The organism is Pseudomonas sp. DL, assembly GCF_047199225.1.
In the GTDB taxonomy this organism is placed as follows: domain Bacteria; phylum Pseudomonadota; class Gammaproteobacteria; order Pseudomonadales; family Pseudomonadaceae; genus Pseudomonas; species Pseudomonas aeruginosa.
This window is the reverse complement of the sequence record NZ_CP178323.1, coordinates 1,174,651-1,200,654: the sequence shown is the minus strand read 5'-3', so window position 1 is coordinate 1,200,654 and position 26,004 is coordinate 1,174,651. Positions and strand designations below refer to the sequence as shown.

The 26,004-nt window shown below is 66.8% G+C and carries 24 protein-coding genes and 1 pseudogene; 14 read left to right on the top strand and 11 right to left on the bottom strand.

Annotated features, from left to right (window positions below):
- Nucleotides 1-113 precede the first annotated feature (113 nt).
- The 4 genes from lptG to ACI766_RS05590 all read right to left on the bottom strand — a co-directional run bounded on the left by lptG (nucleotide 114) and on the right by ACI766_RS05590 (nucleotide 4,303).
- Nucleotides 114-1,181 carry an LPS export ABC transporter permease LptG gene (lptG, locus tag ACI766_RS05605; RefSeq protein ID WP_003092863.1) on the bottom strand — a complete coding sequence of 356 codons (1,068 nt, stop codon included), beginning with the start codon at nucleotides 1,179-1,181 and terminating at the stop codon, nucleotides 114-116.
- Entirely contained in the window at nucleotides 1,174-2,292 is a 1,119-nt protein-coding gene (gene lptF / locus ACI766_RS05600) for an LPS export ABC transporter permease LptF (protein ID WP_003092864.1), read from the bottom strand. The genes lptG and lptF overlap by 8 nt, the downstream gene beginning before the upstream one ends.
- A 191-nt stretch (nucleotides 2,293-2,483) precedes the next feature.
- Nucleotides 2,484-3,407, bottom strand: a complete 924-nt coding sequence (locus ACI766_RS05595) for an alpha/beta hydrolase (RefSeq protein ID WP_003159398.1) — start codon at nucleotides 3,405-3,407, stop codon at nucleotides 2,484-2,486.
- 83 nt (nucleotides 3,408-3,490) lie between these two features.
- Complete coding sequence (locus ACI766_RS05590) at nucleotides 3,491-4,303, bottom strand: AraC family transcriptional regulator (protein ID WP_003122092.1); 813 nt, start codon at nucleotides 4,301-4,303, stop codon at nucleotides 3,491-3,493.
- A gap of 336 nt (nucleotides 4,304-4,639) precedes the next feature.
- Here ACI766_RS05590 and ACI766_RS05585 point away from each other — a divergent pair, with 336 nt between their 5' ends.
- From ACI766_RS05585 to ACI766_RS05570, 4 genes are all read left to right on the top strand, one after another.
- Nucleotides 4,640-6,127, top strand: a complete 1,488-nt coding sequence (locus tag ACI766_RS05585) for a leucyl aminopeptidase (protein WP_023104632.1) — start codon at nucleotides 4,640-4,642, stop codon at nucleotides 6,125-6,127.
- Entirely contained in the window at nucleotides 6,124-6,552 is a 429-nt protein-coding gene (gene holC, locus ACI766_RS05580) for a DNA polymerase III subunit chi (protein ID WP_003100593.1), read from the top strand. Before ACI766_RS05585 ends, holC begins: the two co-directional genes overlap by 4 nt.
- Nucleotides 6,553-6,563: 11 nt before the next feature.
- Complete coding sequence (locus ACI766_RS05575) at nucleotides 6,564-6,932, top strand: hypothetical protein (protein ID WP_023085547.1); 369 nt, start codon at nucleotides 6,564-6,566, stop codon at nucleotides 6,930-6,932.
- A gap of 120 nt (nucleotides 6,933-7,052) precedes the next feature.
- Nucleotides 7,053-9,905, top strand: a complete 2,853-nt coding sequence (locus ACI766_RS05570; RefSeq protein WP_003092872.1) for a valine--tRNA ligase — start codon at nucleotides 7,053-7,055, stop codon at nucleotides 9,903-9,905.
- A gap of 37 nt (nucleotides 9,906-9,942) precedes the next feature.
- Here the strand turns inward: ACI766_RS05570 and ACI766_RS05565 are convergent, their stop codons facing one another.
- Entirely contained in the window at nucleotides 9,943-10,356 is a 414-nt protein-coding gene (locus ACI766_RS05565; protein ID WP_009876983.1) for a DUF2007 domain-containing protein, read from the bottom strand.
- Between the two features lie 194 nt (nucleotides 10,357-10,550).
- Between ACI766_RS05565 and ACI766_RS05560 the strand changes: the two genes are divergently transcribed.
- The 5 genes from ACI766_RS05560 to rlmF all read left to right on the top strand — a co-directional run bounded on the left by ACI766_RS05560 (nucleotide 10,551) and on the right by rlmF (nucleotide 16,352).
- Nucleotides 10,551-11,528, top strand: coding sequence for an ABC transporter substrate-binding protein (locus ACI766_RS05560; RefSeq protein WP_003092876.1), 978 nt, complete (start codon nucleotides 10,551-10,553; stop codon nucleotides 11,526-11,528).
- A gap of 83 nt (nucleotides 11,529-11,611) precedes the next feature.
- Complete coding sequence (locus ACI766_RS05555; RefSeq protein ID WP_003092881.1) at nucleotides 11,612-12,502, top strand: ABC transporter permease; 891 nt, start codon at nucleotides 11,612-11,614, stop codon at nucleotides 12,500-12,502.
- 2 nt (nucleotides 12,503-12,504) lie between these two features.
- The gene (locus tag ACI766_RS05550; RefSeq protein ID WP_003092883.1) at nucleotides 12,505-13,299 is read left to right on the top strand and encodes an ABC transporter ATP-binding protein; all 795 of its coding nucleotides are present in this window, start codon (nucleotides 12,505-12,507) and stop codon (nucleotides 13,297-13,299) included.
- Nucleotides 13,300-13,417: 118 nt separating this feature from the next.
- Complete coding sequence (locus ACI766_RS05545; RefSeq protein ID WP_003100585.1) at nucleotides 13,418-15,250, top strand: SLC13 family permease; 1,833 nt, start codon at nucleotides 13,418-13,420, stop codon at nucleotides 15,248-15,250.
- A gap of 91 nt (nucleotides 15,251-15,341) precedes the next feature.
- Nucleotides 15,342-16,352 (top strand): 23S rRNA (adenine(1618)-N(6))-methyltransferase RlmF, encoded by a 1,011-nt coding sequence (gene rlmF, locus ACI766_RS05540; RefSeq protein WP_003159388.1) that lies wholly within the window; start codon nucleotides 15,342-15,344, stop codon nucleotides 16,350-16,352.
- An 89-nt stretch (nucleotides 16,353-16,441) separates the two neighbouring features.
- Here rlmF and exoS read toward each other — a convergent pair whose 3' ends face one another.
- Complete coding sequence (exoS, locus tag ACI766_RS05535) at nucleotides 16,442-17,803, bottom strand: T3SS effector bifunctional cytotoxin exoenzyme S (protein WP_033944829.1); 1,362 nt, start codon at nucleotides 17,801-17,803, stop codon at nucleotides 16,442-16,444.
- Nucleotides 17,804-17,990: 187 nt separating this feature from the next.
- Here exoS and ACI766_RS05530 point away from each other — a divergent pair, with 187 nt between their 5' ends.
- Nucleotides 17,991-18,341, top strand: a complete 351-nt coding sequence (locus tag ACI766_RS05530) for a CesT family type III secretion system chaperone (RefSeq protein ID WP_003111148.1) — start codon at nucleotides 17,991-17,993, stop codon at nucleotides 18,339-18,341.
- A gap of 289 nt (nucleotides 18,342-18,630) precedes the next feature.
- Here ACI766_RS05530 and ACI766_RS05525 read toward each other — a convergent pair.
- Together ACI766_RS05525 and ACI766_RS05520 are read right to left on the bottom strand one after the other, a co-directional pair.
- Nucleotides 18,631-18,870: pseudogene (locus ACI766_RS05525) on the bottom strand (DUF2165 family protein); the annotation flags it as partial.
- Between the two features lie 75 nt (nucleotides 18,871-18,945).
- Complete coding sequence (locus tag ACI766_RS05520) at nucleotides 18,946-19,557, bottom strand: glutathione S-transferase (protein WP_003100574.1); 612 nt, start codon at nucleotides 19,555-19,557, stop codon at nucleotides 18,946-18,948.
- A gap of 123 nt (nucleotides 19,558-19,680) precedes the next feature.
- Here ACI766_RS05520 and ACI766_RS05515 point away from each other — a divergent pair, with 123 nt between their 5' ends.
- Nucleotides 19,681-20,577, top strand: a complete 897-nt coding sequence (locus ACI766_RS05515) for a LysR substrate-binding domain-containing protein (RefSeq protein WP_003100573.1) — start codon at nucleotides 19,681-19,683, stop codon at nucleotides 20,575-20,577.
- Here the strand turns inward: ACI766_RS05515 and ACI766_RS05510 are convergent.
- A complete protein-coding gene (locus ACI766_RS05510) occupies nucleotides 20,567-21,109 on the bottom strand; it encodes a hydrolase (protein ID WP_010793390.1) in 543 nt (180 codons plus the stop codon). The two genes, ACI766_RS05515 and ACI766_RS05510, sit on opposite strands and share 11 nt — an antisense overlap.
- Nucleotides 21,110-21,212: 103 nt before the next feature.
- Between ACI766_RS05510 and ACI766_RS05505 the strand changes: the two genes are divergently transcribed.
- The 3 genes from ACI766_RS05505 (at nucleotide 21,213) to yejK (ending at nucleotide 24,209) form a co-directional block, all read left to right on the top strand.
- The gene (locus ACI766_RS05505; RefSeq protein ID WP_003100569.1) at nucleotides 21,213-21,683 is read left to right on the top strand and encodes a hypothetical protein; all 471 of its coding nucleotides are present in this window, start codon (nucleotides 21,213-21,215) and stop codon (nucleotides 21,681-21,683) included.
- A gap of 73 nt (nucleotides 21,684-21,756) precedes the next feature.
- On the top strand, nucleotides 21,757-23,112 hold the full coding sequence (locus ACI766_RS05500) for a TAXI family TRAP transporter solute-binding subunit (RefSeq protein ID WP_003111143.1): 1,356 nt from the start codon (nucleotides 21,757-21,759) through the stop codon (nucleotides 23,110-23,112).
- A 92-nt stretch (nucleotides 23,113-23,204) separates the two neighbouring features.
- On the top strand, nucleotides 23,205-24,209 hold the full coding sequence (gene yejK / locus ACI766_RS05495; RefSeq protein ID WP_003113787.1) for a nucleoid-associated protein YejK: 1,005 nt from the start codon (nucleotides 23,205-23,207) through the stop codon (nucleotides 24,207-24,209).
- Nucleotides 24,210-24,251: 42 nt separating this feature from the next.
- On the opposite strand, the gene ACI766_RS05490 is transcribed toward yejK, so the two are convergent.
- Together ACI766_RS05490 and ACI766_RS05485 are read right to left on the bottom strand one after the other, a co-directional pair.
- Nucleotides 24,252-25,163, bottom strand: a complete 912-nt coding sequence (locus tag ACI766_RS05490; RefSeq protein WP_003119277.1) for a hypothetical protein — start codon at nucleotides 25,161-25,163, stop codon at nucleotides 24,252-24,254.
- Nucleotides 25,164-25,251: 88 nt separating this feature from the next.
- Nucleotides 25,252-26,004 (bottom strand): VIT1/CCC1 transporter family protein, encoded by a 753-nt coding sequence (locus tag ACI766_RS05485; protein ID WP_003105033.1) that lies wholly within the window; start codon nucleotides 26,002-26,004, stop codon nucleotides 25,252-25,254.

Sequence of the window (26,004 nt, the reverse complement as noted above, 5' to 3'; positions counted from 1 at the left end):
TTTTCGCCTTCGTCGCGCCGGCGGCCAGGCCGCTGGATCCCCGCCCGACTTGAAAAGGAAATACAAAGGCCACCCGAAGGTGGCCTTTTTTCATACCCGGCCTGCCGGGCCTGTCAGCCCGCCCGGCGTAGCAGCCAGACACCCGCCAGTGCGCAGATCGAGGCGGGGATCACCACCGCCAGCAGCGGCGGGAAGTCGAACACCAGGCTGGAGGGTCCGAGCAGGTCCTGGGCGATGCGGAAGACGAAGCCCACCAGCACGCCGGTGAAGATCCGCTGGCCCAGGGTCACCGAGCGCAACGGACCGAAGATGAAGGAAATCGCCATCAGCACCAGCGCGGCGGTCACCAGCGGTTGCAGGACCTTGGTCCAGAACGCCAGCCAGTAGCGGTTGTTGTTCAGGCCCTGGTCGGCGAGATAGTGGATGTACTGCCAGAGACCGCTGATAGACAGCGCCTCGGGCTCCATCACCACAGTGTTCAGCAGTTGCGGGCTGAGCTGGGCATCCCAGCGTTCGGTCGGTAGCTTGACCACCTCGGAACGCTTTTCCCTCGGATGCAGCAAGGTGGTGGTGACCTCTTCCAGTTGCCAGTGATCGGTCTCGAAGCGCGCGCGCTTGGCGAAACTGGCCGATTCCAGGCCACGCTGCTCGTCGAAGCGGTAGCGGGTCACGCCGTACAGCACGCCATTGGGCTGCACCGCGTTGATGTGGATGTACTCGCGCCCCTGGCGATGCCACAGACCGCGCTTGGAGCTTTGCGAATCGCCGCCGCCCTGGGCCAGGGCGCGGCCGCTCTGGGCGATGTTCTCGGTCCAGGGCGCGACGTACTCGCCAACCAGGATGCCGGCCAGCATCAGCACCAGCATCGGTTTCATCACCGCCCAGACGATCCGCGACAGGGATACCCCGGCCGCGCGCATGATGGTCAGTTCGCTGTTGCTGGCCAGGGTGCCGAGGCCGACCAGGCAGCCGATCAGCGCCGCCATCGGCAGCATGTCGTAGGCGCGCCGTGGCGCGGTGAGGAAGATGAAGCGCAGGGCGTCGCCGATGCCGTAGCTGGCGCTGATGTCGTTGAGTTCGTCGATGAAGGCGAACAGCAGCGCCAGGCCAAGGATCACCCCGAGCACCGCGAGGATCGCGACGAAGACGGTGACACCGATGTAACGATCGAGCTTAACCATGCGCCACCTCGCGACCGGCACGGGAGGACGCCAGCTTCAGGCGCAAGGGTTCCCAATAGAACAGAAGAAGACCGATCGCCAGGAATAGTCCGTGGACCCACCACAGGCCGATGGCCATGGGGATCTTGCCTTTGTCCAGTTGGCCACGGACAGCGATCAGCAGGGCCAGGTAGCCCATATAAAGGAGGATCGCCGGCAGCAGCTTGAGGAAGCGCCCCTGGCGTGGGTTGACCCGCGACAGCGGCACCGCCAGCAGGGTCACCACGAACACCAGCAGCGGTGTCGACAGGCGCCACTGCAATTCGGCCTGGTAGCGTGGGTTGTCGCTGCCGAACAGGTCGGCGGTGGGCACCGCGTCACGCTCGCTCACCTCGCTGCTGGCCTCGGGCTTGGGCAGCATCACGCCATAGGTGTCGTACTGGATCGCCCGGTAGTTGGCCTGCCCGGGATTGCCGTCGTAGCGGTAGCCGTTGTGCAGGATCAGGTAACGGCTGCCATCCGCCTGGATGTTCTGGGTGCCCTTCTCCGCCACCAGGATGGAGATGCCGCGTTCCTGGTTGCTGCTGTTGAGGTCCTTCTGCGAAATGAAGATGCCGGCCAGTTCGCCGCGATCCTTCGACAGTTCCTCGGTATAGGTCACCCGGGTACCGTCGCGCATTGCCTGGAAACGGCCCGGGACCAGGGTGTCGAACTCGGTCAGGGTATCCTGCTTGTTCAACAGCAGGGCGAACTGGTTGATGCCCTGGGGCGCCAGGAACAGGCTCAGCCAGGCCACCAGGATCGCCACCAGCAGCGCCGGCGCCATGGTATAGCCGAGCAGGCGCTTCTGGCTCATGCCGGTCGCCGAGAGCACAGTCATCTCGCTTTCCAGATAGAGTCGCCCGTAGGCCAGCAGGATGCCGAGGAACAGGCCAAGCGGCAGGATCAGCTGCAGGAAGCCGGGAATCCGGAACGCCATGATCAGGAACAGCGAACCGGGGTCGAGCAACCCTTGCGCCGCTTGCGCCAGGTACTTGATGAAACGGCCACTCATGATGATCACCAGCAGCACGGCGCTGACGGCGCTCATGGTGACCAGCACTTCACGGGACAAATAACGGAAAACGATCAATCCGGACACTCCTGGGTTGCCAGGCTCTGACGGGGCCCGTCGGCCCCGTCATCACGCGTTTCCGGCCATGGCGGCATGGCGCGGAGAAAATAGCCGGCATTATCCTGCGATTCGGCGGGCCTGTCACTGCGCAGGCCGAACCAAGAGCCCGATAGACCGTCGAGGCGAACGCTCGTTCAGCGCTCGCCGATTTATTCGACGACTGTCGCTGGCTGCTCGCCGCCCTCTCCGAGATGACGGACGAACCAGTCTGCCGCAGCCTGGCTGGTGGCGTCGAAATGCTCGATGTACGGCGTGAAATGGCCGCCGGCGAGCATCAGCAGCCGCTTGGGCGGCAATGCCCGCTGGTAGGCCTCCAGGCAAAGGTCCGTGGGCGTGAGCAGGTCCCGGTCGGCGACGATCATCAGCAGCGGCGTGGGGCTGATCCGCGCCATGTGAATGCCTGGCTCGTTCTCCCGCGCCAGCTCGGCGCTACGCAGGGTCACCCGGTTGCACCAGTTCGGCGCCAGCGCCGCGCTGTCGGTGAAGAACCGGTGGGCGTCCGCGCCGGCCATCGCGCAAGGCTCGTCGGGGCCCGCGGCGACCGCCGGCAACAGCGCCGGCGGCAAGTCCTCGAAGCGCCGCTGGCGGTCCGCGTCGAAGCTTGCCAGCAATGCCGGCAACTGCTCGGCGCGGGTCCGGCGCAACGCCGAGGCGTGGCCGCTGACGGTCGGCACCTGCGCCACCACGCATTTCACCCGCCGATCCAGTGCGGCCACTTCCAGCACATGTCCGCCGCTGTAGCTGGTTCCCCAGATGCCGATGCGCCTCGCGTCGACCCGTGCCTGGGCGCCCAACCAGGTGATCGCGTCGCGATAGCCGCGACGCTGCATCACCGGATCGATTTCCTGGCGCGGCTCGCCGTCGCTGTCGCCGAAGTTCGGATGATCGTAGAGGAGCACGACGAAGCCGGCGGCGGCGAATACCTCGGCGTAACGGTCCAGGTACTGCTCCTTCACCCCGGAAAAACCGTGCGTCATGACGATCGCCGGCCGCTCGGCACGCGCCTCCGGCAAATACAGCCAGCCGCGCAGGGCGACACCCTCGGAGCGGAATTCCACGTTCAGTCGTTGCATGCTTGCCTCCCGGGGCAGTCGTCTGGAAACGGGCCCAGCATAGGAATCCTGCCGCGTCGGCGCCGTCCGCCAACGGACGAAGGCTACGCCGAATCGGACAAGGCGAAGTAGCGGCTCGGCGTGCTCCCGGTCAGGCGTCGGAACATGGCACTGAATGCGCTGGGCGTCTGGTAGCCGAGATCCACGGCGATCCGCGCCACCGCTTCGCCAGCCGCCAGGCGTGGCAGGGCGGCGGCCAGGCGCACCTGGTGGCGCCAATGGACGAAGGTCACTCCCAGTTCGGAGAGAAACAGCCGTGCCAGGGTCCGCGAGGACGCCCCCACGTAGCGCGCCCACTCCTCCAGCCCGCGAGGGTCGGCCGGGTTCTCCAGCAGCGCCTGGCAGATTCTTCCCAGGCGTCGGTCCGCGGGGTCGGGCAAGGCCAGGGGCTGTTCCCGCGACCACTCCAGTTCGTCCAGCAGCACCGCCATCAACCGCCCCTCCCGGCCGCGCTCGTCGTACAACAACGGCAGGCCGGCGGCGCGCACGATCAACTCGCGCAACAATGGGCTGACCATCACTCCGCGCGGCACCCGGGGGAATTCCGGCGGGCAGGACTGCGGCCGGGCATAGACGGTGTGCAAGCGGACCTCGCCGCGCGCCAGCATCGCGTGCGCCATCCCCGCCGGCATCCATACCGCGCGCTGCGGCGGGACCAGCCATAGCGTGCGACCGACATGCAGTTCGATCACGCCCGACAGGGCATGGATCAACTGCGCCCGCTCGTGCCGGTGCTCGGCGACCACGAACCCCGCCGGGAAGGTCTTGGCCATGACCCCGAGCGGCCGGCCGACTCGCTGGTAATCGCGCGGATCGGTACTCCGGGCGGGATCCGCGACTGGTTTGCTGGCGGGCACGGTGCGACTCCTGCGGAACGAAACGTTCATTATAGGGACGCGGCATGGCCGCGGGTTCCCATGCGTACACAGTCGTGCCAGACACGCCGCAGTTGTGCGACCATGTGCGGCAACGGCCGGGAGGCACCGCCAACCCGGCTCCGGCGCTGTAGAACCTCGGTTGCCATCCTCGGCATGGAACGACCCCCGCCGCAACGACTAAGCTGTCGCTGCCTGCGTCACCGCCCCGGCGGCGACCGTCAGTCCTCGGGACGAATCGTGCTCGGAACAATCGCTTACCGCTAACGGATGCCGCCCCTTGCGCCATCCCGACTGTCTGTATTGGGGACCTCTTCCATGGAATTCCTTGTTAAAAGCGTACGCCCGGAAACCCTGAAAACCGCCACCCTGGTGCTCGCCGTAGACGAAGGCCGCAAGCTCGGCGCCAGCGCCAAGGCGGTCGACGACGCCACCGGCGGCGCCATCAGCGCAGTGCTCAAGCGTGGCGACCTGGCCGGCAAGGTCGGCCAGACCCTGCTCCTGCAGAGCCTGCCCAATCTCAAGGCCGAGCGCGTGCTGCTGGTCGGCGCCGGCAAGGAGCGCGAACTGGGCGACCGCCAGTACCGCAAGCTGGCCTCCGCCGTGCTGTCGACCCTCAAGGGCCTGGCCGGCGCCGATGCCGCGCTGGCCCTCGGCGATCTCGCGGTGAAAGGCCGCGATGCCCACGCGAAGGCGCGTCTGCTGGTGGAAACCCTGGCCGATGGCCTGTACGTGTTCGATCGCTACAAGAGCCAGAAAGCCGAGCCGCTGAAACTGAAGAAGCTGACCCTGCTCGCCGACAAGGCCGACAGCGCCGCCGTCGAGCAAGGCAGCAAGGAAGCTCAGGCCATCGCCAATGGCATGGCCCTGACCCGCGATCTCGGCAACCTTCCGCCGAACGTCTGCCATCCGACGTTCCTCGGCGAGCAGGCCAAGGGCCTGGCCAAGGAGTTCAAGGGCCTGAAGGTCGAGGTCCTCGACGAGAAGAAACTGCGCGAGCTGGGCATGGGCTCGTTCCTCGCCGTCGCCCAGGGCAGCGACCAGCCGCCGCGGCTGATCGTCCTGCAATACAACGGCGCGAAGAAGGACCAGGCCCCGCACGTGCTGGTCGGCAAGGGCATCACCTTCGACACCGGCGGCATCAGCCTCAAGCCGGGCCTGGGCATGGACGAGATGAAGTTCGACATGTGCGGCGCCGCCAGCGTCTTCGGCACCTTCCGCGCGGTGCTCGAACTGCAGTTGCCGATCAACCTGGTCGGCCTGCTGGCCTGCGCCGAGAACATGCCCAGCGGCGGAGCCACCCGTCCGGGCGACATCGTCACCACCATGAGCGGGCAGACCGTCGAGATCCTCAACACCGACGCCGAAGGGCGCCTGGTGCTGTGCGATGCACTGACCTACGCCGAGCGCTTCAAGCCTCAGTCGGTGATCGACATCGCCACCCTCACCGGCGCCTGCATCGTCGCCCTGGGCAGCAACACCTCGGGCCTTATGGGCAACAACGAAGCGCTGGTCAGGCAACTGCTCAAGGCCGGCGAGTTCGCCGACGACCGCGCCTGGCAATTGCCGCTGTTCGACGAATACCAGGAACAGCTGGACAGCCCGTTCGCCGACATCGCCAACATCGGCGGGCCGAAGGCCGGCACCATCACCGCCGGCTGCTTCCTCTCGCGCTTCGCCAAGAAATACCACTGGGCGCACCTGGACATCGCCGGCACCGCCTGGATCAGCGGCGGCAAGGACAAAGGCGCCACCGGCCGCCCGGTTCCGTTGTTGACCCAGTACCTGCTGGAACGGGCCAAGTGACCCGGGTCGATTTCTACGTGATCCCCAGCGCCGATCCGTCGGCGCGCCTGCAGGTCGCCTGCCGCCTGGCCGAGAAGGCCTGGCGGCAGGGCATGCAGGTCTACCTGCATTGCGCCGACGAGGCGCAGCGCAGCGAGTTGGACGGCCGCCTGTGGAGCTTCCGCGGCGAGGCCTTCATTCCTCACAGCCTGGCCGAGGAAGACGCCGAGGCGCCCGTCGCCCTGGGCCTGGGCGAGCCCCCGGGGAACCATCGCGACCTGCTGATCAACCTGACCCTCGAGGCCCCCGGCTTCGTCCCGAACTTTTCGCGGGTGGCCGAACTGGTGGTCGAGGAGCCGGCGATCCGCCAGGCGGCACGGGATAAATTCCGCTTCTACCGGGAGCAGGGCTATCCTCTACAGGACCATCGCCTGCCGCGTATCTGAAGTGCACGACCATGGACAGCCACAAACCGACACACCCCCCGGAGCAGTTGCTCGATGACCTGGAGTCGATCCACGACCTGCTCTACGAACGGAACGAGCCGCCCTTGCTGACCGAATCCTTCGAGCCGGACAACATTCCCCTGCTCTCCGACGTCGTCTCCCCCGGTACCGCCCCGCGCGCGCCAGAGCCGCAGACCGCGGCAGCCACCACGGCAGGGCTGGCGCCCGCCGAACAGGAGCGCCTGGACGACGAGTTGCGAGCGTCCGCCGAACTGATCCTGCAGGAAGTCATCGACGACTTCGCCCCGCAGATCGAAGCCGAACTGCGCCGCCGCCTGCAAGCCCGCCTGGGTCGCCTGCTCGGCCAACGCAACAGCTGATCCGGACGCGGCGGGCGCCCGCCGCGGCCCGCGGCCTTACCCCCGGGCTGCCATCCCCGCTATACTCCCGGACTTTCTTCGCATTTTCCCCAGCCATATTCAGCTTTGGTCCCCTTTCGCATGGACAAGACTTACCAGCCGCACGCCATCGAGACTTCCTGGTACGAGACCTGGGAGTCCAACGACTACTTCGCTCCGAGCGGCGAAGGCCAGCCCTACACCATCATGATCCCGCCGCCGAACGTGACCGGCAGCCTGCACATGGGCCATGGCTTCAACAACGCGATCATGGACGCGCTGATCCGCTACCGCCGCATGCAGGGCCGCAACACCCTGTGGCAGCCGGGCACCGATCACGCCGGCATCGCCACCCAGATGGTGGTCGAGCGCCAGCTCGGCGCCCAGGGCGTGAGCCGCCACGACCTCGGCCGGGAGAAGTTCCTGGAGAAAGTCTGGGAATGGAAGGAACAGTCCGGCGGCAACATCACCCGGCAGATTCGTCGCCTGGGCTCCTCGGTGGACTGGTCGCGCGAGCGCTTCACCATGGACGACGGCCTCTCCGAAGCGGTCAAGGAAGCCTTCGTGCGCCTGCATGAAGACGGCCTGATCTACCGCGGCAAACGCCTGGTGAACTGGGACACCAAGCTGCACACCGCGATTTCCGACCTGGAAGTGGAAAACCACGACGAGAAGGGCCACCTCTGGCACCTGCGCTACCCGCTGGTGAACGGCGCGAAGACCAGCGAAGGCCTGGATTACCTGGTGGTCGCCACCACCCGTCCGGAAACCCTGCTGGGCGACGCCGCGGTCGCGGTGCACCCGGAAGACGAGCGCTACGCCAAGCTGATCGGCCAGTTCGCCGAACTGCCGATCGTCGGCCGGCACATCCCGATCATCGCCGACGAGTACGTCGACCGCGAATTCGGCACCGGCTGCGTGAAGATCACCCCGGCCCACGACTTCAACGACTACGAAGTGGGCAAGCGCCACGACCTGCCGCTGATCAACATCTTCGACAAGAACGCCGCGGTGCTGGCCCAGGCCCAGGTGTTCCACCTCGACGGCAGCGTCAACCCGAACCTCGACCCCAGCCTGCCGCAGAGCTACGCCGGCATGGACCGCTTCGCCGCGCGCAAGGCCATCGTCGCCGAGTTCGAGGCCATGGGCTTGCTCGAGAAGGTCGACGACCACGCGCTGAAAGTACCGAAGGGCGACCGCTCCGGCACCGTCATCGAGCCCTGGCTGACCGACCAGTGGTACGTCAGCACCAAGCCGCTGGCCGAAGACGCCATCGCCGCCGTGGAAGACGGCCGTATCCAGTTCGTGCCCAAGCAGTACGAGAACATGTACTTCTCCTGGATGCGCGACATCCAGGACTGGTGCATCAGCCGCCAGCTCTGGTGGGGCCACCGCATCCCGGCCTGGTACGACGAGGCCGGCAACGTCTACGTCGGCCGCGACGAGGTCGAGGTGCGCACCAAGCACAAGCTCGGCAACGAGGTCGAGTTGCGCCAGGACGAAGACGTTCTCGACACCTGGTTCAGCTCCGGCCTGTGGACCTTCTCCACCCTCGGCTGGCCGCAGCAGACCGAGTTCCTCAAGACCTTCCACCCCACCGACGTACTGGTCACCGGCTTCGACATCATCTTCTTCTGGGTCGCGCGGATGATCATGCTCACCATGCACCTGGTGAAGAACCCCGACGGCACCCCGCAGATCCCGTTCAAGACCGTCTATGTCCACGGCCTGGTGCGCGACGGCCAGGGCCAGAAGATGTCCAAGTCCAAGGGCAACGTGCTCGACCCGCTGGACATCGTCGACGGCATCGACCTCGATACCCTGCTGCAAAAGCGCACCAGCGGCATGATGCAGCCGAAGCTGGCGGAGAAGATCGCCAAGCAGACCCGCGCCGAATTCCCCGAAGGCATCGCCAGCTACGGCACCGACGCCCTGCGCTTCACCTTCTGCTCGCTGGCCTCCACCGGCCGCGACATCAAGTTCGACATGGGCCGCGTCGAAGGCTTCCGCAACTTCTGCAACAAGATCTGGAACGCCGCCAACTTCGTCATCGAGAACACCGATGGCCAGGACACCGGGGTCAACGGCGAGCCGGTCGAGCTGTCCTCGGTCGACCGCTGGATCATCTCCCAGTTGCAGCGCACCGAGCAGGAAGTCACCCGCCAGCTCGACGCCTTCCGCTTCGACCTGGCCGCCCAGGCCCTCTATGAGTTCATCTGGGACGAGTACTGCGCCTGGTACCTGGAGCTGGTCAAGCCGGTGCTGTGGGACGAGAACGCCCCCATCGAGCGCCAGCGCGGCACTCGTCGCACCCTGATCCGCGTGCTGGAGACGGCCCTGCGCCTGGCGCACCCGTTCATGCCGTTCATCACCGAGGAAATCTGGCAGCGCATCAAGGGCCAGGCCGGCAAGGAAGGTCCGACCCTGATGCTGCAACCCTGGCCGGTGGCCGACGAAGGCAGGATCGACGCCGCCGCCGAAGGCGACATCGAGTGGGTCAAGGCGCTGATGCTCGGCGTGCGGCAGATCCGCGGCGAGATGAACATCTCCATGGCCAAGCGCATCGACATCATCCTCAGGAACGCCTCGCCCAGCGACCACCGCCGCCTGGCCGACAACGAGCCGCTGCTGATGAAACTGGCCAAGCTGGAAAGCATCCGCGTGCTGGAAGCCGGCGAGGAAGCGCCGATGTCCGCCACCGCCCTGGTCGGCGACATGGAAGTATTGGTGCCGATGGCCGGCCTGATCGACAAGAGCGCCGAACTGGGGCGCCTGGACAAGGAGATCCAGCGCCTGGAAGGCGAGGTCAAGCGCGTCGGCGGCAAGCTGTCCAACGAAGGCTTCGTCGCCAAGGCCCCGGCCGACGTGATCGAGAAGGAACGCGCCAAGCTAGCCGAGGCCGAACAGGCCCTGGCCAAGCTGGCCGAGCAACGGCAAAAGATCGCCGCGCTCTAACTCCAGCGCCCGCCTCCCAGAGGCGGGCGTTTTGCTTTCACTCGCTTAGAGGCATCGGTACTTCGCTGCGGAAACCGCAGACCTCGCACACCAACCGACGCCGGATCGGCCACAGCGGTACGTTGAGCAGCAGGATCCCAAGGAAGGCCAGGCGGCGGCCGTCCACCTTCCAGGCCACCTGGTCGCCGCCACAACGCAAGCACTGGAACTCGCTGCTGCCCTGCTCGGCCCGCAGCGCCTCGCTTTCATCGGTGGCCAGCAGCGCCACCGCGTCTTCGCGACAGACCATGGGCACTTGCAGGCGCACGCCGCCCAGTGCGTTGGAGTACAGCCACTGCATGTTGATGGTGTGCTCGTCGGCGACGAACGCCGGAATTCCAGCGGCCTCCAGGCGGGCGCGAGCGATCTGCGCCTCCAGGGGATGGGAAAAACGGCCGATGGTCGTGAGCATGTCGCCTCCTTTCGGTCACGGTCCGACGCCGACACCTTACCCGGATCACCCCCAGCGGTAATCCCACCGCAAGAAAAAACATCAAACCTGCTGACGACTTGCGCGAAAAATGCGATGTTTCGGCCACGCTGTACCCGCACCGCCCAATCAGAACAATTCGCTACAGCGCGCCAATACAATCAGGAGATCGCCGCATGATGCAGGCCTATAAGAATAAATGGTTGCCCCTCAGTGCCCTGGCCCTTGGCATGGCCCTGTCCTTCGGCGCCAACGCCGAAGAGCAGAAGTCGGTGGCCGTGACCGCCATCGTCGAGCACCCGGCGCTGGACGCCGCTCGCGACGGGGTCAAGGAGGCCCTCCAGGAGGCCGGCTACGAAGACGGCAAGAACCTCAAGTGGCAGTACCAGAGCGCCCAGGGCAACACCGGCACCGCCGCGCAGATCGCCCGCAAGTTCATCGGCGACAAGCCCGACGTGATCGTCGGCATCGCCACTCCGTCGGCCCAGGCGCTGGTGGCCGCGACCAAGAGCATCCCGATCGTCTTCAGCACCGTCACCGACCCGGTCGGCGCGCACCTGACGCCGAGCTGGGAAGCCTCCGGCACCAACGTCACCGGGGTTTCCGACATGCTCGCGCTGGACAAGCAGATCGAGCTGATCAAGAAAGTGGTGCCGGGCGCCAAGCGCATCGGCATGGTCTACAACCCGGGCGAAGCCAACTCCGTGGTGGTGGTCAAGGAGCTGAAGGAACTGCTGCCGAAGATGGGCCTGAGCCTGGTCGAAGCCTCGGCCCCGCGTTCGGTGGACGTCAGCTCGGCGGCGCGCAGCCTGGTCGGCAAGGTCGACGCGATCTACACCAACACCGACAACAACGTGGTGTCCGCCTACGAGGCGCTGGTCAAGGTCGGCAACGATGCGAAGATCCCGCTGATCGCCTCCGACACCGACAGCGTCAAGCGCGGCGCCATCGCCGCCCTCGGCATCAACTACAAGGAGATGGGCAAGCAGACCGGCCGCATGGTGGTGCGCATCCTCAAGGGCGAGAAGCCGGGCGAGATCAAGCCGGAGACCAGCGACAACCTGCAGCTGTTCGTCAATCCCGGGGCCGCGCAGAAGCAAGGCGTGACCCTGTCCGACGAACTGCTCAAGTCGGCCGCGGAAGTCATCAAGTAAAAAAAGCGGCCGCCGGCCGCGGGCGTTCCGCCCGTGGCCGGACGGCACGATAATCCTGCCTTCACGCACTCGGTTACGAAGTCATGTCTCTGTTTTCCCTGTTCGGTGCCCTGGAGATCGGCCTGATCTTCAGCCTCGTGGCACTCGGCGTGTTCATCTCCTTCCGCCTGCTGCGCTTCCCCGATCTCACGGTGGACGGCAGCTTCCCGCTCGGCGGCGCGGTCTGCGCGACCCTCATCGCCCTTGGCTGGGACCCGTACAGCGCGACCCTGGCGGCCACCGCCGCCGGTGCACTGGCCGGGCTGGCCACCGGCCTGCTCAACGTCAAGCTGAAGATCATGGACCTGCTCGCCAGCATCCTGATGATGATCGCGCTCTACTCGATCAACCTGCGCATCATGGGCAAGCCCAACGTACCGCTGATCGCCGAGCCGACATTGTTCACCCTGCTGCAGCCGGAATGGCTCAGCGACTACGTGTTCCGGCCGCTGCTGCTGGTGTTCATCGTGATCGCCGCGAAGCTGCTGCTGGACTGGTTCTTCACCACCCAGAAAGGCCTGGCGATCCGCGCCACCGGCTCCAACCCGCGGATGGCCCGTGCCCAGGGGGTCAACACCGGCGGCATGATCCTGCTCGGCATGGCCATCTCCAACGCGCTGGTGGCGTTGGCCGGCGCGCTGTTCGCGCAGACCCAGGGCGGCGCCGATATCTCCATGGGTATCGGCACCATCGTCATCGGCCTGGCGGCGGTGATCGTCGGCGAGAGCATCCTGCCCTCGCGCCGGCTGATCCTGGCGACCCTCGCGGTGATCCTCGGTGCCATCGTCTACCGCTTCTTCATCGCCCTGGCGCTGAACAGCGATTTCATCGGCTTGCAGGCCCAGGACCTGAACCTGGTCACCGCGGTGCTGGTCACCGTCGCCCTGGTGATTCCGATGATGAAGAAACGCCTGCTCGGCAAGAAGGGAGCCTGACCATGCTCAGCGCGAAGAACCTGAAGATCACCTTCAACCCCGGCACCCCCATCGAGACCCGCGCCCTGCGCGGCCTGTCGCTGGACATCCCGGCCGGCCAGTTCGTCACCGTGATCGGCTCCAACGGCGCCGGCAAGTCGACCTTCCTCAACGCAGTCTCCGGCGACCTGCCGATCGACAGCGGGCAGATCCTGATCGACGACGAAGACGTCACCCGCAAGCCGGTCTGGGCCCGCGCCAACCGCGTCGCGCGGGTGTTCCAGGACCCCATGGCGGGTACCTGCGAGGACCTCACCATCGAGGAGAACATGGCCCTGGCGCAGCGTCGCGGTGCCGGTCGCGGCCTCGGCAGGGCGGTGCAGGCATCGATGCGCGACGGTTTCCGGGAAAGCCTGGCGACCCTCGGCCTCGGCCTGGAGAACCGCCTCGGCGACCGCATCGGCCTGCTCTCCGGCGGCCAGCGCCAGGCCGTCAGCCTGCTGATGGCGGCGCTGCAGCCGTCGCGTATCCTGTTGCTCGACGAACACACCGCGGCGCTCGACCCGCGCACCGCCGACTTCGTCCTGCATCTCACCGCACGGATCGTCGCCGAGAAGAAACTCACCACCATGATGGTCACCCACAGCATGCGCCAGGCGCTGGACGTGGGCGAGCGCACGGTGATGCTGCACCAGGGCCAGGTGGTGCTGGACGTCTCCGGCGAGCAACGCAAGGGCCTCGACGTACCGGACCTGCTGGCGATGTTCGAGAAGGTGCGCGGCGAGAAGCTCGCCGACGACGCCCTCCTCCTCGGCTGACAGGGCCGCGGCGCCTCTCCGCGGCGAAGCGGGGAGGCGCCGTCGACCTGCAGCAGATCAAGGCGCGATCCGCGTCCGTCTGCCACACTCGCAGGCATCCTCCCGCTCAGATGCCCGCATGAACCTCGAACTGCTCTGGGTGGTCGGCCTGCTCGCCACCACCGTCGCCCTCTTCATCCACAACCGCCTGCGCCTGGACGTGATCGCCCTGCTGGTGATCATGGCCTTCAGCGTCAGCGGAACCCTTACCCTCAACGAAGCCCTGGCCGGCTTCAGCGATCCCAGCGTGATACTGATCGCCGCGCTGTTCGTGATCGGCGAAGGCCTGGTGCGTACCGGGGTGGCCTACCAGGTCGGCGACTGGCTGATCGCCCGCGCCGGCAGCAGCGAAGCGCGCCTGCTGGTACTGCTGATGCTGGCGGTGGCCGGGTTGGGCTCGGTGATGAGTTCCACCGGGGTGGTGGCGATCTTCATCCCGGTGGTCCTGAGCATCGCCGCCAAGCTGAAGATCCCTCCGGGCCGGCTGATGATGCCGCTGGCCTTCGCCGGACTGATCAGCGGCATGATGACCCTGGTCGCCACGCCACCGAACATGGTGGTCAACAGCGAGCTGGCGCGCGAGGGTCATGCCGGCTTCGGCTTCTTCGCCTTCACCCCGATAGGCCTCATGGTGCTCGCCATCGGCGTGGCCTACATGCTGCTCACGCGCAACTGGCTGAACGCCGCCAGCCCGGCGGAAGTCGGCGCGCCGAAGGCACGGCGGACCCTGCGCGACCTGATCCGCGACTATCGCCTGGCCGGCCGCGAACGGCGCCTGCAGGTCCAGCTCGGCTCGCCGTTGATCGGCAGCACCCTGGAAGAACTGCAACTGCGCACCCGCCTGGGCGCCAACGTGGTCGGCCTGGAGCGGGTACGCAAGTTCCACAGCGAGGTGGTCAAGGTCGGCGGCAGCACCGAGCTGAAGGCGGGCGACGTGTTGCTGCTGGACGTCTTCGCCCCTCCGGAGGACATGGACCGGCGCTGCGCCGAGCTGAACCTGGTGCGCCTGCCGTTCCGCGCCAGCTACTTCATCGACCAGTCGCGGGAGGTCGGCATGGCCGAGGTGACTCTGCCGCCGGACTCCACCCTGCTCGGCAAGAGCGTCCTGGAACTGGGCTTCCGTTCGCAGTACGGGCTCAACGTGGTCGGCCTGCGTCGCGACCACGAAGCGCTCACCGACGGCATGCTGGAAGAGAAGCTGCGCCTGGGCGATACCCTGCTGGTGATCGGCGCCTGGAAGGCGATCCGCCAGTTGCAGGGACGCAACCGCGATTTCCTGGTGCTCAGCCTGCCGGCGGAGATCGACGAGGTGGCGCCGGCCCTGAGCAAGGCGCCGCACGCCCTGCTCAGCCTGGCCGTGATGGTGGCGCTGATGGTCAGCGGGGTGGTGCCCAACGTGGTCGCGGCACTGGTCGGCTGCCTGTTGATGGGCCTGTTCCGTTGCATCGACATGGACGGCGCCTACCGCGCCATCCATTGGCAAAGCCTGGTCCTGATCGTCGGCATGCTGCCCTTCGCCCTGGCCCTGCAGAAGACCGGCGGTATCGACCTGGTGGTCTCGCTGCTGGTCGACGCCCTCGGCGACGCCGGCCCGCGCGTGCTGCTGGCCAGCCTGTTCCTGCTCACCGCGGCCATCGGCCTGTTCATCTCCAACACCGCTACCGCGGTGCTGATGGCGCCGATCGCCATCGCCACCGCCAAGCAGATCGGCGCCTCGCCCTACCCCTTCGCCATGGTGGTGGCGGTGGCGGCCTCGGCAGCCTTCATGACGCCGATTTCCTCGCCGGTGAACACCCTGGTGCTGGGCCCTGGCCAATACCGCTTCGGCGACTTCGTCCGGATCGGCGTGCCATTTACCCTGCTGGTGATGTTCGTCTGCGTGCTGGTGATTCCGTGGCTGTTTCCATTGTGACCGGGCCAGGAGCGCGCCGCTCGGCAGAAACACTGGCCAGCCTCCGGCGGATGTGAATAATGCCCGCCTCGCCGTCACGGAAACCGAGAACATGCCCCGCCCGACCAGCCCGCATCCCGACGCCGAGCGCAAGAGCGCCAGCCCGCTGCACCCGCGCAATCGCCACCTGGGACGCTACGACTTTCCGCGCCTGATCGCCGGCAGCCCGGAACTGGAGCGCTTCGTCATCCTCAATCCGTACGGCAGGCAGAGCATCGACTTCGCCGATCCGGCGGCGGTGAAAGCCTTCAACCGCGCGCTGCTACAACAGTTCTACGACGTACGCGAGTGGAATATACCCGATGGTTACCTGTGCCCGCCCATTCCCGGTCGCGCCGACTACCTGCACTACCTGGCCGACCTGCTCGGCGCCAGCCACGATGGCCTGATTCCACGCGGTCCCGGCCTGCGTGCGCTGGACGTCGGAACCGGAGCCAACTGCATCTACCCGCTGCTCGGCCACCACGAATACGGCTGGCGCTTCGTCGGCGCCGACATCGACCCGCAATCGCTGGCCTCGGCCGCTGCGATCCTCGCCGCCAACCCACGCTTCGCCGCTGCCATCGAGTTGCGCCGGCAGCCTGATCGCAGGCAGATATTCCAGGGCCTGATCGGCGTCGATGAGCGCTTCGACATGACCCTCTGCAACCCGCCCTTCCACGCCTCGCTGGACGAAGCCACGCGCGGCAGCCGGCGCAAGTGGAAGAACCTCGGCAAGCTCGACCCGACCCGTACCCTGCCGCTACTGAACTTTGGCGGCCAGGGCGCCGAGCTGTACTGCGAGGGCGGCGAAGCGGCCTTCCTGGCCGGCATGGCCGAGGAAAGCCGGGCGTTCGCCACGCAGGTGTTCTGGTTCACCACCCTGGTATCCAAGGCGAGCAACCTGCCGAACCTCCAGGAGCGCCTGAAGACGTTGGGCGCCAGCGATATCCGCGTGGTGGACATGGCCCAGGGACAGAAGCAGAGCCGTTTCGTCGCCTGGACCTACCTCGACAAGAAGCAGCGCCGGGCCTGGCGCAAGGAGCGCTGGACAGCAGCCCTCCTGGAACCACTGGGCGAATAGCCAGCACGCCTCTCCACCCGGATCCGCTGCCGAGCCAAGAATCGGACACCCCAAGGTGTCCGTTCGTGACGTCTTTCTTTTACGACCGGTCAGGCCAGATCAAGGCCGCGCATCCTCAGGCGTACATCCTGTTCCTGGACCTCGCCTGAACGTTCCGGTTTGCTTGCCAGGTCGAGAGCATCGAGCAGTCCCTGGCTATGGCCACTCTGCTCCCCCAGGGCCGCCTCTTCGAGGACCCGGCGGGTCACTCCCTGCTCATCGCTGGCGCTCAGCAGCACGCGCATGTCGGTCTCTTTGTTATAGAGAATCTCTTTTTCATTCTTGTAGTTCGATATCCCGCTGACATCGATTCCGGACCTGCCGAACACGGTGGATATCGTGCCCTGCCCGAAGCTCCTCGCGACACCGGGGTTCAGGGAGGTGGAGAGATAGCCGTCGTCGTGGCCAACCTTGCCCTCTTCCACGGCGTTGAAGGCATCCCCGCCACGGGTGCCACGGAAAGTCTTCACTACCTGTTCAGCCTGTCCGCTCTTCTCGAAGGCCGCGGACATACCTTGGTCGATCAGCTTTTGTCCCGCATCCAGCTCCTGCCCCTGACGCAGAGCGCGATTCAGGTCCGCGTAGTGAATGCCGGTGTAGAGACCAAGCGCCATCACTTCGGCGTCACTGTGGATGCCACCAGGCTGTCTGCCCAGGTACTTTTCCGCATCCGCCCCGAACCGCTTCACCAGGCCATCCGCCAGCGCCTTGTCGGCCGATACTCTGCTGACCTCGCTCTCTACCGCTTGGCGCAACAGTGCGACCTCGCTCATTACTTGATGCAACTGGTCGGTGATTTCGCGCCGCAGTTCCGGGCTTGCGTCGAGCACCAGTTGACTCGCGGCACCGCCGGTGGTGCCCCACTGCTGCAGCGCGATCCCGCCGATGCTCCGTTCGAGCAGGCGGCCAGCCTGGATACGGGACTCCTCGACCTGGCTGCCGGCACGAATGCCGGCCAAGGCGGTGCTCAGCGAACGCAGCGCCCCATCTCCGCTGGCCAGGCGGGAGTGCTCCCGGGCCAGTCCTTCCGGTGTCAGGGTCGCCAGCTCGCTCGCCTTGTCGAGTCCCTTCAAGGTCATGGGCAATGCCTGCTGCAGCACCATCTGCTTGAACACGACGGCCGAGGACATGACCGCAGGCTGCGCGTCCTGACTGGGCTGCGGCCCGGTGCGGGCGTGGGAGCCCAACAGTTTGCCCAGCCAGTCCATGATCGCCACGAAGGGACGCACGAGCGCCGCGCCCAGGCGAGCGAGCAGCCCCTCACCCTTCGGCGCCTCCTGGCGCTGGGCCAACTGCTGCGCTTCACTGGGGGTGGCGACCTGGCGGGCCTCAATCTGTCCCAAACGCCCACTGGCGGCCTGGTGCAATTCGACGGCGAAAGACGGACTCTGCTGAAGCGATTGAATATGCATGATGGTTGCCTTCTCCTGATGTTTCTCCGCCAGTCTAGGAACGGGAAACCCCATCGCCTATCAGGATTGGCCGCCGTTTTTTCACTGGAATCGGCAGCGGCAAAACCTAAAAAAAGAGAACCACGATTAACAGTCTCTCCGGGCTGGCACTGCTCTAATAGCCGCCTCCAGTGACTCGGAACACGCCATGAATCCACTCTACCGCGCCGCCATCCACCAGCTTTTTCTCGCTCTCGATCTCCCGACGCCCAATGACGAGGAGAGCGTACTCAGCCTGCAGGTGGGCCCGCATCTCTGCCATCTGGCAGAACATCCGACCGATCACCTGTTGATGTTCACCCGCCTGGAAGGACAAGGAGACGCTACGGCCAGCGAGCAGAACCTGTTCAGCCAGGACCCTTGCAAGCCGATCCTAGGCCGCGACCCCGAAAGCGGCGAACGGCTGCTCTGGAACCGCCAGCCCTTGCAGTTGCTGGATAGGGCCCAGATCCACCATCAACTCGAACAACTGGTCGCCGCCGCCGAAGAGCTGCGCTGAGCCCAGTCGGGCGAAAGGAGCCGATGCAGCAGGTTCTGCTTTTCTCGAAGAACCCGGGGCTGAACTCCAGTGACCATGCCGAGCCAGCCGGAGCACCTGCCCTCGAGGCAGCCGGCTGCCACTGCCCGGGGGCAGTTCCAACTGCGTCAGCCCATGCAGCGCGTGCGAACAGAGGGGAGCCGAGGGATCGGGTGGCAGGAGCGAGATGCGACTTCGCGCTATCGACGGGCGTCCGGCTCGCTCCACTGTCGCCGTCCTCGCGTCCTGCTCCTCGTACCGGCAGTCCCCATCAGTTCCAGCGGACGTTGAGCACGAAGAAGTTTGCCAGCACCCAGACCACCAGCAGCAGGTGGGTCAGTTGCAATCCCTCCTGGCGGATCCAGTAGCCGAACCAGAGCCCGCCCAGCAGCATGCCGAAGAGCAAGCCGAGGGCCGCGCTCAGGACCAGGCTGAGCCAGGGCCGGGCCGCCTCCAGGCCGGCGCCGAACAGCAGTTCGCAACAACCGGTCCGGGCCGTGACGACGGCAGCGACCTACAGCGAACCGAGGCCGGGCGCAGGCGGAATCGAGCCGTTCGAGGGGCGCCAGCCTGGCGCCTCGCGGGCTCAGACCGGCGGCGTATCGAGGAACACCGGCAACCCCTCCGCATAATCCGAATAGCTTGCCAGTTCCGGGTATTCGCTGGCGGCGACCCGCTCCGCGACCACCAGTTGGCTGAAGCGCCAGGCCACCGCGACGGTCACCCCGACCAGCTCGATGCCACCGTCGCGTGCCAGCGGCTCCTGGCGCAGCGCTGCCTCCAGCCAGTCGTAGGCCGCCAGCAACTGCCCCTCCACCCGCTCCAGCCAGGGGCCGTGGCGGCGTTCCTCGGGACGCAGGTTCAGTTCGTAGTAGATCTGCACGGATTTCTCGCAGGCCACCAGCGCCGCGCCGATCAGACTCAACGCCCGTGCACGGGCCTGCGGCCGTTGCGGCAGCAGACTGCGTTCGCGGCCGGCCAGGCACTCCAGGTAATCGAGGATCAGGCTGGAGTCCATCAGCACGGTGCCATCGTCCAGCACCAGCGTGGGCGCCTTGACCATCGGGTTGAACAGGCTGAACGCCTGGAAATTGCGGAACACCGACAGCGGCCGGTGCTCGTAGGGCAGGTCCAGCAGGCGCAGGGCGATGGCGACCCGGCGCACAAAAGGCGAATCCAGCATACCGATCAGTTGCATCGCGGCATCCTTTGTCGATGATTAAGCGCCGCTAAGAGGGCGACGCCTGGGAAAATCACTCTAGTCGTTGCACAACGCGAAAAATATCGAGATAAATTCAGCGAATCCTTTAGAAAAACTTACATGAGCGACCTCCCTCCCCTCACCGCCCTGCGCAGCTTCGAAGCGGTCGCCCGGCTCGGCAGCATCAGCCAGGCCGCCAGCGAGCTGCACGTCACCCACTCAGCGATCAGCCAGCAGATCAAGCTGCTGGAAAACCTCCTCGGCCTGGCCCTGTTCGTCCGCGAGGGGCGCGGCCTGCGCCTGAGCGAGAACGGCCGGTTCTACGCCCTGCAGGTACGCGCCTCTCTGGGCGAGATCGCCGACGCCACGCGGGTGGTGCGGGCGCGTCCACGGGAGGGTGAGCTGGTGGTCACGGTGATGCCGTCCTTCGGCCTGAACTGGCTGCTGCCGCGCCTGCCGCGCTTTCGCGAGCGCCATCCGCACTGTCGCGTGCGGCTGGTCGCCAGTCTTGACGTGCAGAACCTGCGCCAGGGCCTGGCCGACCTCGGCGTACGCATCGGCAAGGGCGACTGGGAAGGGGTCGGTCGGGAACGCCTGTTCGACGACGAGTTGCTGATGGTCGCCGCGCCCGACTTCAACGGCGGCCGCCTGCCGCGCACGCCGAGCGAGATCGTCGCCTGCCCTACACTGCGCTCCACCGAATCCTGGGCGCTCTGGTGCCAGCGCGCCGGCGTGGCGGAACCGCAGCACGGACTGCTGATCAATGACTCGAACCTGCTGCTGGAAGCCGTGCGCCTGGGCCAGGGCATCGCCCTGGAGCGTCGCAGCCTGGTCGCCGGCGCCCTCGCCGAGGGCCGCCTGGTGCAACTGGGCGACATCCGCGTGCCCTACCCCTATCCCTACTGGCTGGTCTGGCCGCAGCGCGAGCCGCCGAGCGACCGCCACCAGGCCTTCGCCGACTGGCTGCGCGAGGAGGCCCGGCGCTACCAGGCCGAGCAACCGCCGCTCAGCGAATGAAGTTGCGGCTGATCTCGCGGAAGCGGTCGCTGCCGGCGCGTCCCATCCATTCGAAGGCGACCATCTCCCGCGACACGATCATCGCCCCGGCCTGGCGCATCCGCTCCACGGCCAGCGCCTTGTCGCTCGGCCGCCGCGAGCCGATCGCCTCCTCCACGACGAACACTTCGCGACCACGGCCAAGCAGGTCGAGCACGGTCTGCAGCACGCAGACGTGCGCCTCGCTGCCGCAAACCACGAACTGCCGGCGGTCGCCGCCGGGCGCGCGCAGCAGGGCGCCGTCGGCGGCGGCCGAGAAGTCCAGCTTCTCGAGGATCTGCGTGGGCTCCAGCTCATCGCGCAGGGCCGCCACCGTCGGCCCCAGGCCCTTGCTGTACTGCTCGCTGGCCAGCACCGGCACGTCCAGTGCGCGGGCCACGCGCAACAACCACTGGCTGTACTCGACCAGCGCCGGACCGTCGTCGATGGCCGGCAGCAGGCGTTCCTGGATATCGACCACCAGCAGGGTCGAGGTTGCGGCGCGGATCAGCATGGCGTCCTCCTTCGGTTCGACGTCTCGGTTCGTCTGGCTTAGGCTTGCACGGCACGGGCGCCATGGACAGCGCGTCCTCCCACAACCCTAGCAGGAGCCTGCGATGAATATCAGCCTGCATTTCGAATCGCGCCTGCAGGCCAGCCCCGAACAGCTCTGGCGGTGGATCACCTCGGTGGACGGGATACTCCGCGAGATACGCCCGTTGCTGAGCATGAGCGTACCGCCCGGTATCCGCAGCCTCGAAGACCTGGAGGTAGTGCCCCGGCGCCCGCTGTTCCGCAGCCACATGCGCCTGTTCGGCTTGCTGCCGCTGGGCACTTCGCAACTGACCCTGCTGGAGCTGACGCCCGGCCACGGCTTCATCGAACAGTCGCCGATGACCGGCATGCGCCTCTGGCGCCACGAGCGACGCATCCTGCCGACACCGGGCGAGGCCGGGGAATGCCTGCTGGTCGACCAGTTGACCGTGCGCCCGCTATTCGCCGCCGGACTGGTACGCTGGTTCCTCACCCGCATCTTCCGCCATCGCCACCGGGTGCTCTGCCGGCAGTTCCGCACGGACCGCCGGTGACCCTCGGCTACGCTGAGGAGTGCGCCCGCCCGCATCCGTCATACCCTTCTGGAGAGCAGCACAAGGACCGCTCATGAATCGCATCAAGCACCTGCTCAAGGACCTCGCCATCCTGATCCGCGCCAACCTCTGGCTGATCCCGGTGATCGCCGCCCTGGTCGCCGCGGTGTTCTATTTCGTCGCCCCGCCGCCGCCGATGAGCGCGACCATGGCCACCGGCGCCGAGGGCGGCGGCTACGCCGTGTTCGCCGGCAAGCTCCGGGAAAAGCTCAAGGAGCAGGGCTTCGAACTGAAGCTGGTGCCCAGCGCCGGCTCGCGCGACAACCTGGAGCGCCTGCTCGGCACCGGCGAGGTCGACATCGCCCTGGTCCAGAGCGGCCAGGAGCGCCAGCTCGAAGCCGGGCAGGCGCGCCAGTTGCAGACCCTCGGCGCGGTCTACCAGGAGCCGCTCTGGCTGTTCCACCGCAGCAACGTGCACATCGACCAGCTCAGCGACCTGCTGCACCTGCGCCTGGCCATCGGCAGCGACGGCAGCGGCACCCGCGCCGCCACCGAGGCGATCCTGCAGGCCAACGACATCGCCCCGGGACACTATCCGATCACCTGGGAAGCCCGCGGCGGCAACGCGGTGGTCGACGACCTGCTGGCCGGCAAGCTGGACGCGGCGTTCATCGTCGGCCCGGCGGAGAACCCGGCGATCCAGAAATTGGCCGACAACGACCAGCTTCGCCTGGTCAACTTCCGCCGCAGCGCCGCCTACGAGGCGCGCCTGCCGTTCCTCAAGCGGGTCGAGGTCGGCGAGGGCCTGCTCAACCTGCCGCGCAACGTGCCGGAACGAAACATCAGCACCCTGTCGCCGGTGGCCACCCTGGTGATCAACGAACGCTTCCACCCGGCGCTGATCCCGCTGGTGCTGGAAGCCGCGCGCGAGGTGATGAAGGACGGCAGCCTGCTCGACAAGCCCGGCGCCTTCCCCAGCGCCGAGCCGCGCACCCTGCGCCTGCACGAGGACGCCGAGCGCTACTACAAGAGCGGCCTGCCGCTGCTGCAGCGCTACCTGCCGTTCCGCATCGCCTCCCTGGCGGACCGCTACATCATCCTGCTGATCCCGTTCATCGCCATCCTCATCCCGCTGATGAAGTCCATCGGCCCGCTGTATCGCTGGCGCATCCGCGCGCGCATCTACCGCTGGTACCGCTACATCCGCGACATCGACCGCAAGCTCGACAGCGGTACCGACGCCGAGCAACTGAGAAGCGAGATCGAGCGGCTGGAGAAACTGGAGAGCGAGCTGAACACCGTGGAGGTGCCGCTCTCCTACTACCACGAGCTGTACGAGCTGCACCTGCACCTGAACTTCGTGATCAAGCGCCTGCACGGTCTGCAGGAACGCCAGGCGACGCAGGCAGAAGCCGGCAACCTCGGGTAAACTGGCCGATCCGCGGGCGCGCCAGCGGCGTGTCCCGCAGCGTCGCGGAAACCTGCGCGGCGCCGCCGATTACCTGAAAGGTCGAACCTGACATGCCGATCCATCACGCCATCGTCCACCTGATCGAGAAGAAGCCCGACGGCACCCCGGCCGTGCTCCACGCGCGCGACGCCGAGCTGGGCGACTCCCAGGCCATCGAGAACCTGCTGGCCGACCTCAACGAAAGCTACAACGCCAAGAACAAGGCCTGGGGCTTCTTCCAGGGCGAGTCCGGGGCCTACCCGTTCAGCGGCTGGCTCGGTGAGTACCTGGAGGGCGATCGCGACTTCGTCGGCTTCAGCCGCGAAGCGGTCGAGCACCTGCAGAAGCTGATGGAGGAGTCCAATCTCTCCACCGGCGGCCACATCCTGTTCGCCCACTACCAGCAAGGCATGACCGACTACCTGGCGATCGCCCTGCTGCACCACAGCGAAGGCGTGGCGGTGAACGAGTCGCTGGAGGTCACCCCGTCGCGCCACCTGGACCTCGGCCAGTTGCACCTGGCCGCGCGGATCAATATCTCCGAATGGCGCAACAACAAGCAGTCGAAGCAGTACATCTCGTTCATCAAGGGCAAGGGCGGGAAGAAGGTCTCCGACTATTTCCGCGACTTCATCGGCTGCCAGGAAGGGGTGGATTCGCCGAGCGAGACGCGCACCCTGCTGAAAGCCTTCAGCGATTTCGTGGAAAGCGAGGACATGGCCGAGGAACAGGCCCGCGAGAAGACCGAGACGCTGGTCGACTACGCCACCTCCCAGGCGCGCATCGGCGAGCCGATGACCCTCGACGCGCTTTCGGAACTGATGGACGACCAGCAACCGCGGGCGTTCTACGACTACATCCGTAACAAGGACTACGGCCTGTCGCCGGAAATCCCGGCGGACAAGCGCACCCTCAACCAGTTCCGCCGCTTCACCGGCCGCGCCGAAGGCCTGTCGATCAGCTTCGAGGCGCACCTGCTGGGCTCCAAGGTGGAATACGACGAAGAGCGCGACATGCTTATCATCCGCCAGTTGCCGACCCAGTTGAAGGACCAGCTCAAGCGGCGCAAGGACTGACCCGCGCCGCCCCGGAGCGCCGCCGGCGCTCCCTTTCCCTCCTCAGCCGCAGGCCCAGTCGAAGCGCATGTCGCGGAAATCGAGCTGGGCGTTGCCGCCGCCGAAGTTGTAGCCGCCCAGGTATTCCTCGAACTCTACGTAGAAGGGACTCATCTCCGGTACGCCCTGCACCGGACGCATGGTGCCGCCGATATGGTTCGGCAGGTGCCCTTCCACCCAGGGATGCTCGCGGTAGTTGTCGCGCTCGATCTTGCCGTCCAGCCAGTAGTGCGGCAGCTGGTAGCCGCCGTCGCCGTATTCGCTGGGCACCACCCCGGCGTTGGGGTCTTGCGCCCGCGCCGTCCAGCGCAGGGGGTAGCGCTGCTGGTGGCCGGCCGCCGGGCGGCCACCGAGGGCGCGCAGCAGGTAGTAGTCGTCCTCCGCCCAGTCCGGCACGAAGCTGGCCGCCGAACCAGCCTCCAGCCACTGCGGCGGCTCGGTCTGCGCCAACAGCGGGTTGCCCGCCGGCAGCGCCGGCGGCTGGCAGGGCGCGCCGCTGAATTCAGCGGCGTCGAGCAGGATCAACGCATAGGCGCCGCCGAGGATGTCCTCCATCCGATGCAGACGCGGATGGCTATTGCGCCCGGCCTCCCAGAACGGCCGCAGTTCCGCTTCGGCCGGCGGTTGCGCGGGCGGATCGATGAGCATCTCGCGAATGCCGTCGACGCTGGTCGGTCCACCGTCGTTCTGGTCCGGGGCGAGGGAGAAGAAGCTCAGCGCGACGATCTCCGGGCCATGCACCCGGTAGTCCTCCGGCAGCAGCAGGGTGAAGCCGTGCATCAGCGGATAGCCGGTGTCCGGATCCAGCGGCCACTGCTCCGGACGGATGCCCGGCGGCAGGCCGAAGCACCAGCCGTGGTTGGCTTCGCCGGCGTGCGCGGCGTCGTTGACGATTTCGATGTCGTAGGCGTTCATGGCCACTCCCTGGTCGGTTTTTCCTGTTCCCGGCCACGCCGGCCGGGTGTCGCAGTGTAAAACGGAGTCCCCCGCAGGCGAAGGACTTTCAGCCCAGGCCCACGCCGAGCGCGGTGCCCAACCCATAGGTGAAGGCCGCGGCAAGGGTACCGACCAGCACCTGGCGCAACGCCGAGAACGCCAGCGGCCGCCCGGTGAAACGGGCGGTGACCGCGCCGCTGAACAGCAGCGCAAGCAGGCTGGACAGCAGGCTTGCGACCAGCGCCGCGGCACCGTCGAGGAACAGGAACGGCGCCACCGGCACCAGAGCGCCAAGGGAAAACAGCAGGAACGACGTGCCCGCCGCGTTCCACGGGTTGCCGCCCAACTCCGTCGGATCGATGCCGAGGGCCTCGCGGGACAAGGTGTCCAGCGCGCCACGACCGTCGTTCATCAGTTGCAGGGCCACGCGCCGGGCGGACACCTCGCTCAGCCCCTTGGCGGTGAAGATATCGATCAGTTCCTGGGTCTCGGTGTTCGGGCAGAGCCTGAGCAGGCGTTCTTCCTCGGCGATGCGCTTGCTCGCCATCTCGCGGGCGTTGGTCACCGACAGCCACTCGCCGAGGGCCATCGAACAGGCCCCGGACACCAGTCCGGCCATCCCGGTGAGGACGATGGACGAATGCGCCATGCTCGCACCCGCCACGCCCATCACCAGGCACAGGTTCGACACCAGGCCATCGTTGGCACCGAGCACCGCGGCGCGCAGCTTGGTGCCGGCGTCGCGGTCCGGCCTCGCCTCGGGCAACGCGCACTGCGGCGGATCGGCGTCCGGCCGCAGCGGCGGGGTCTCCGCCGGCAT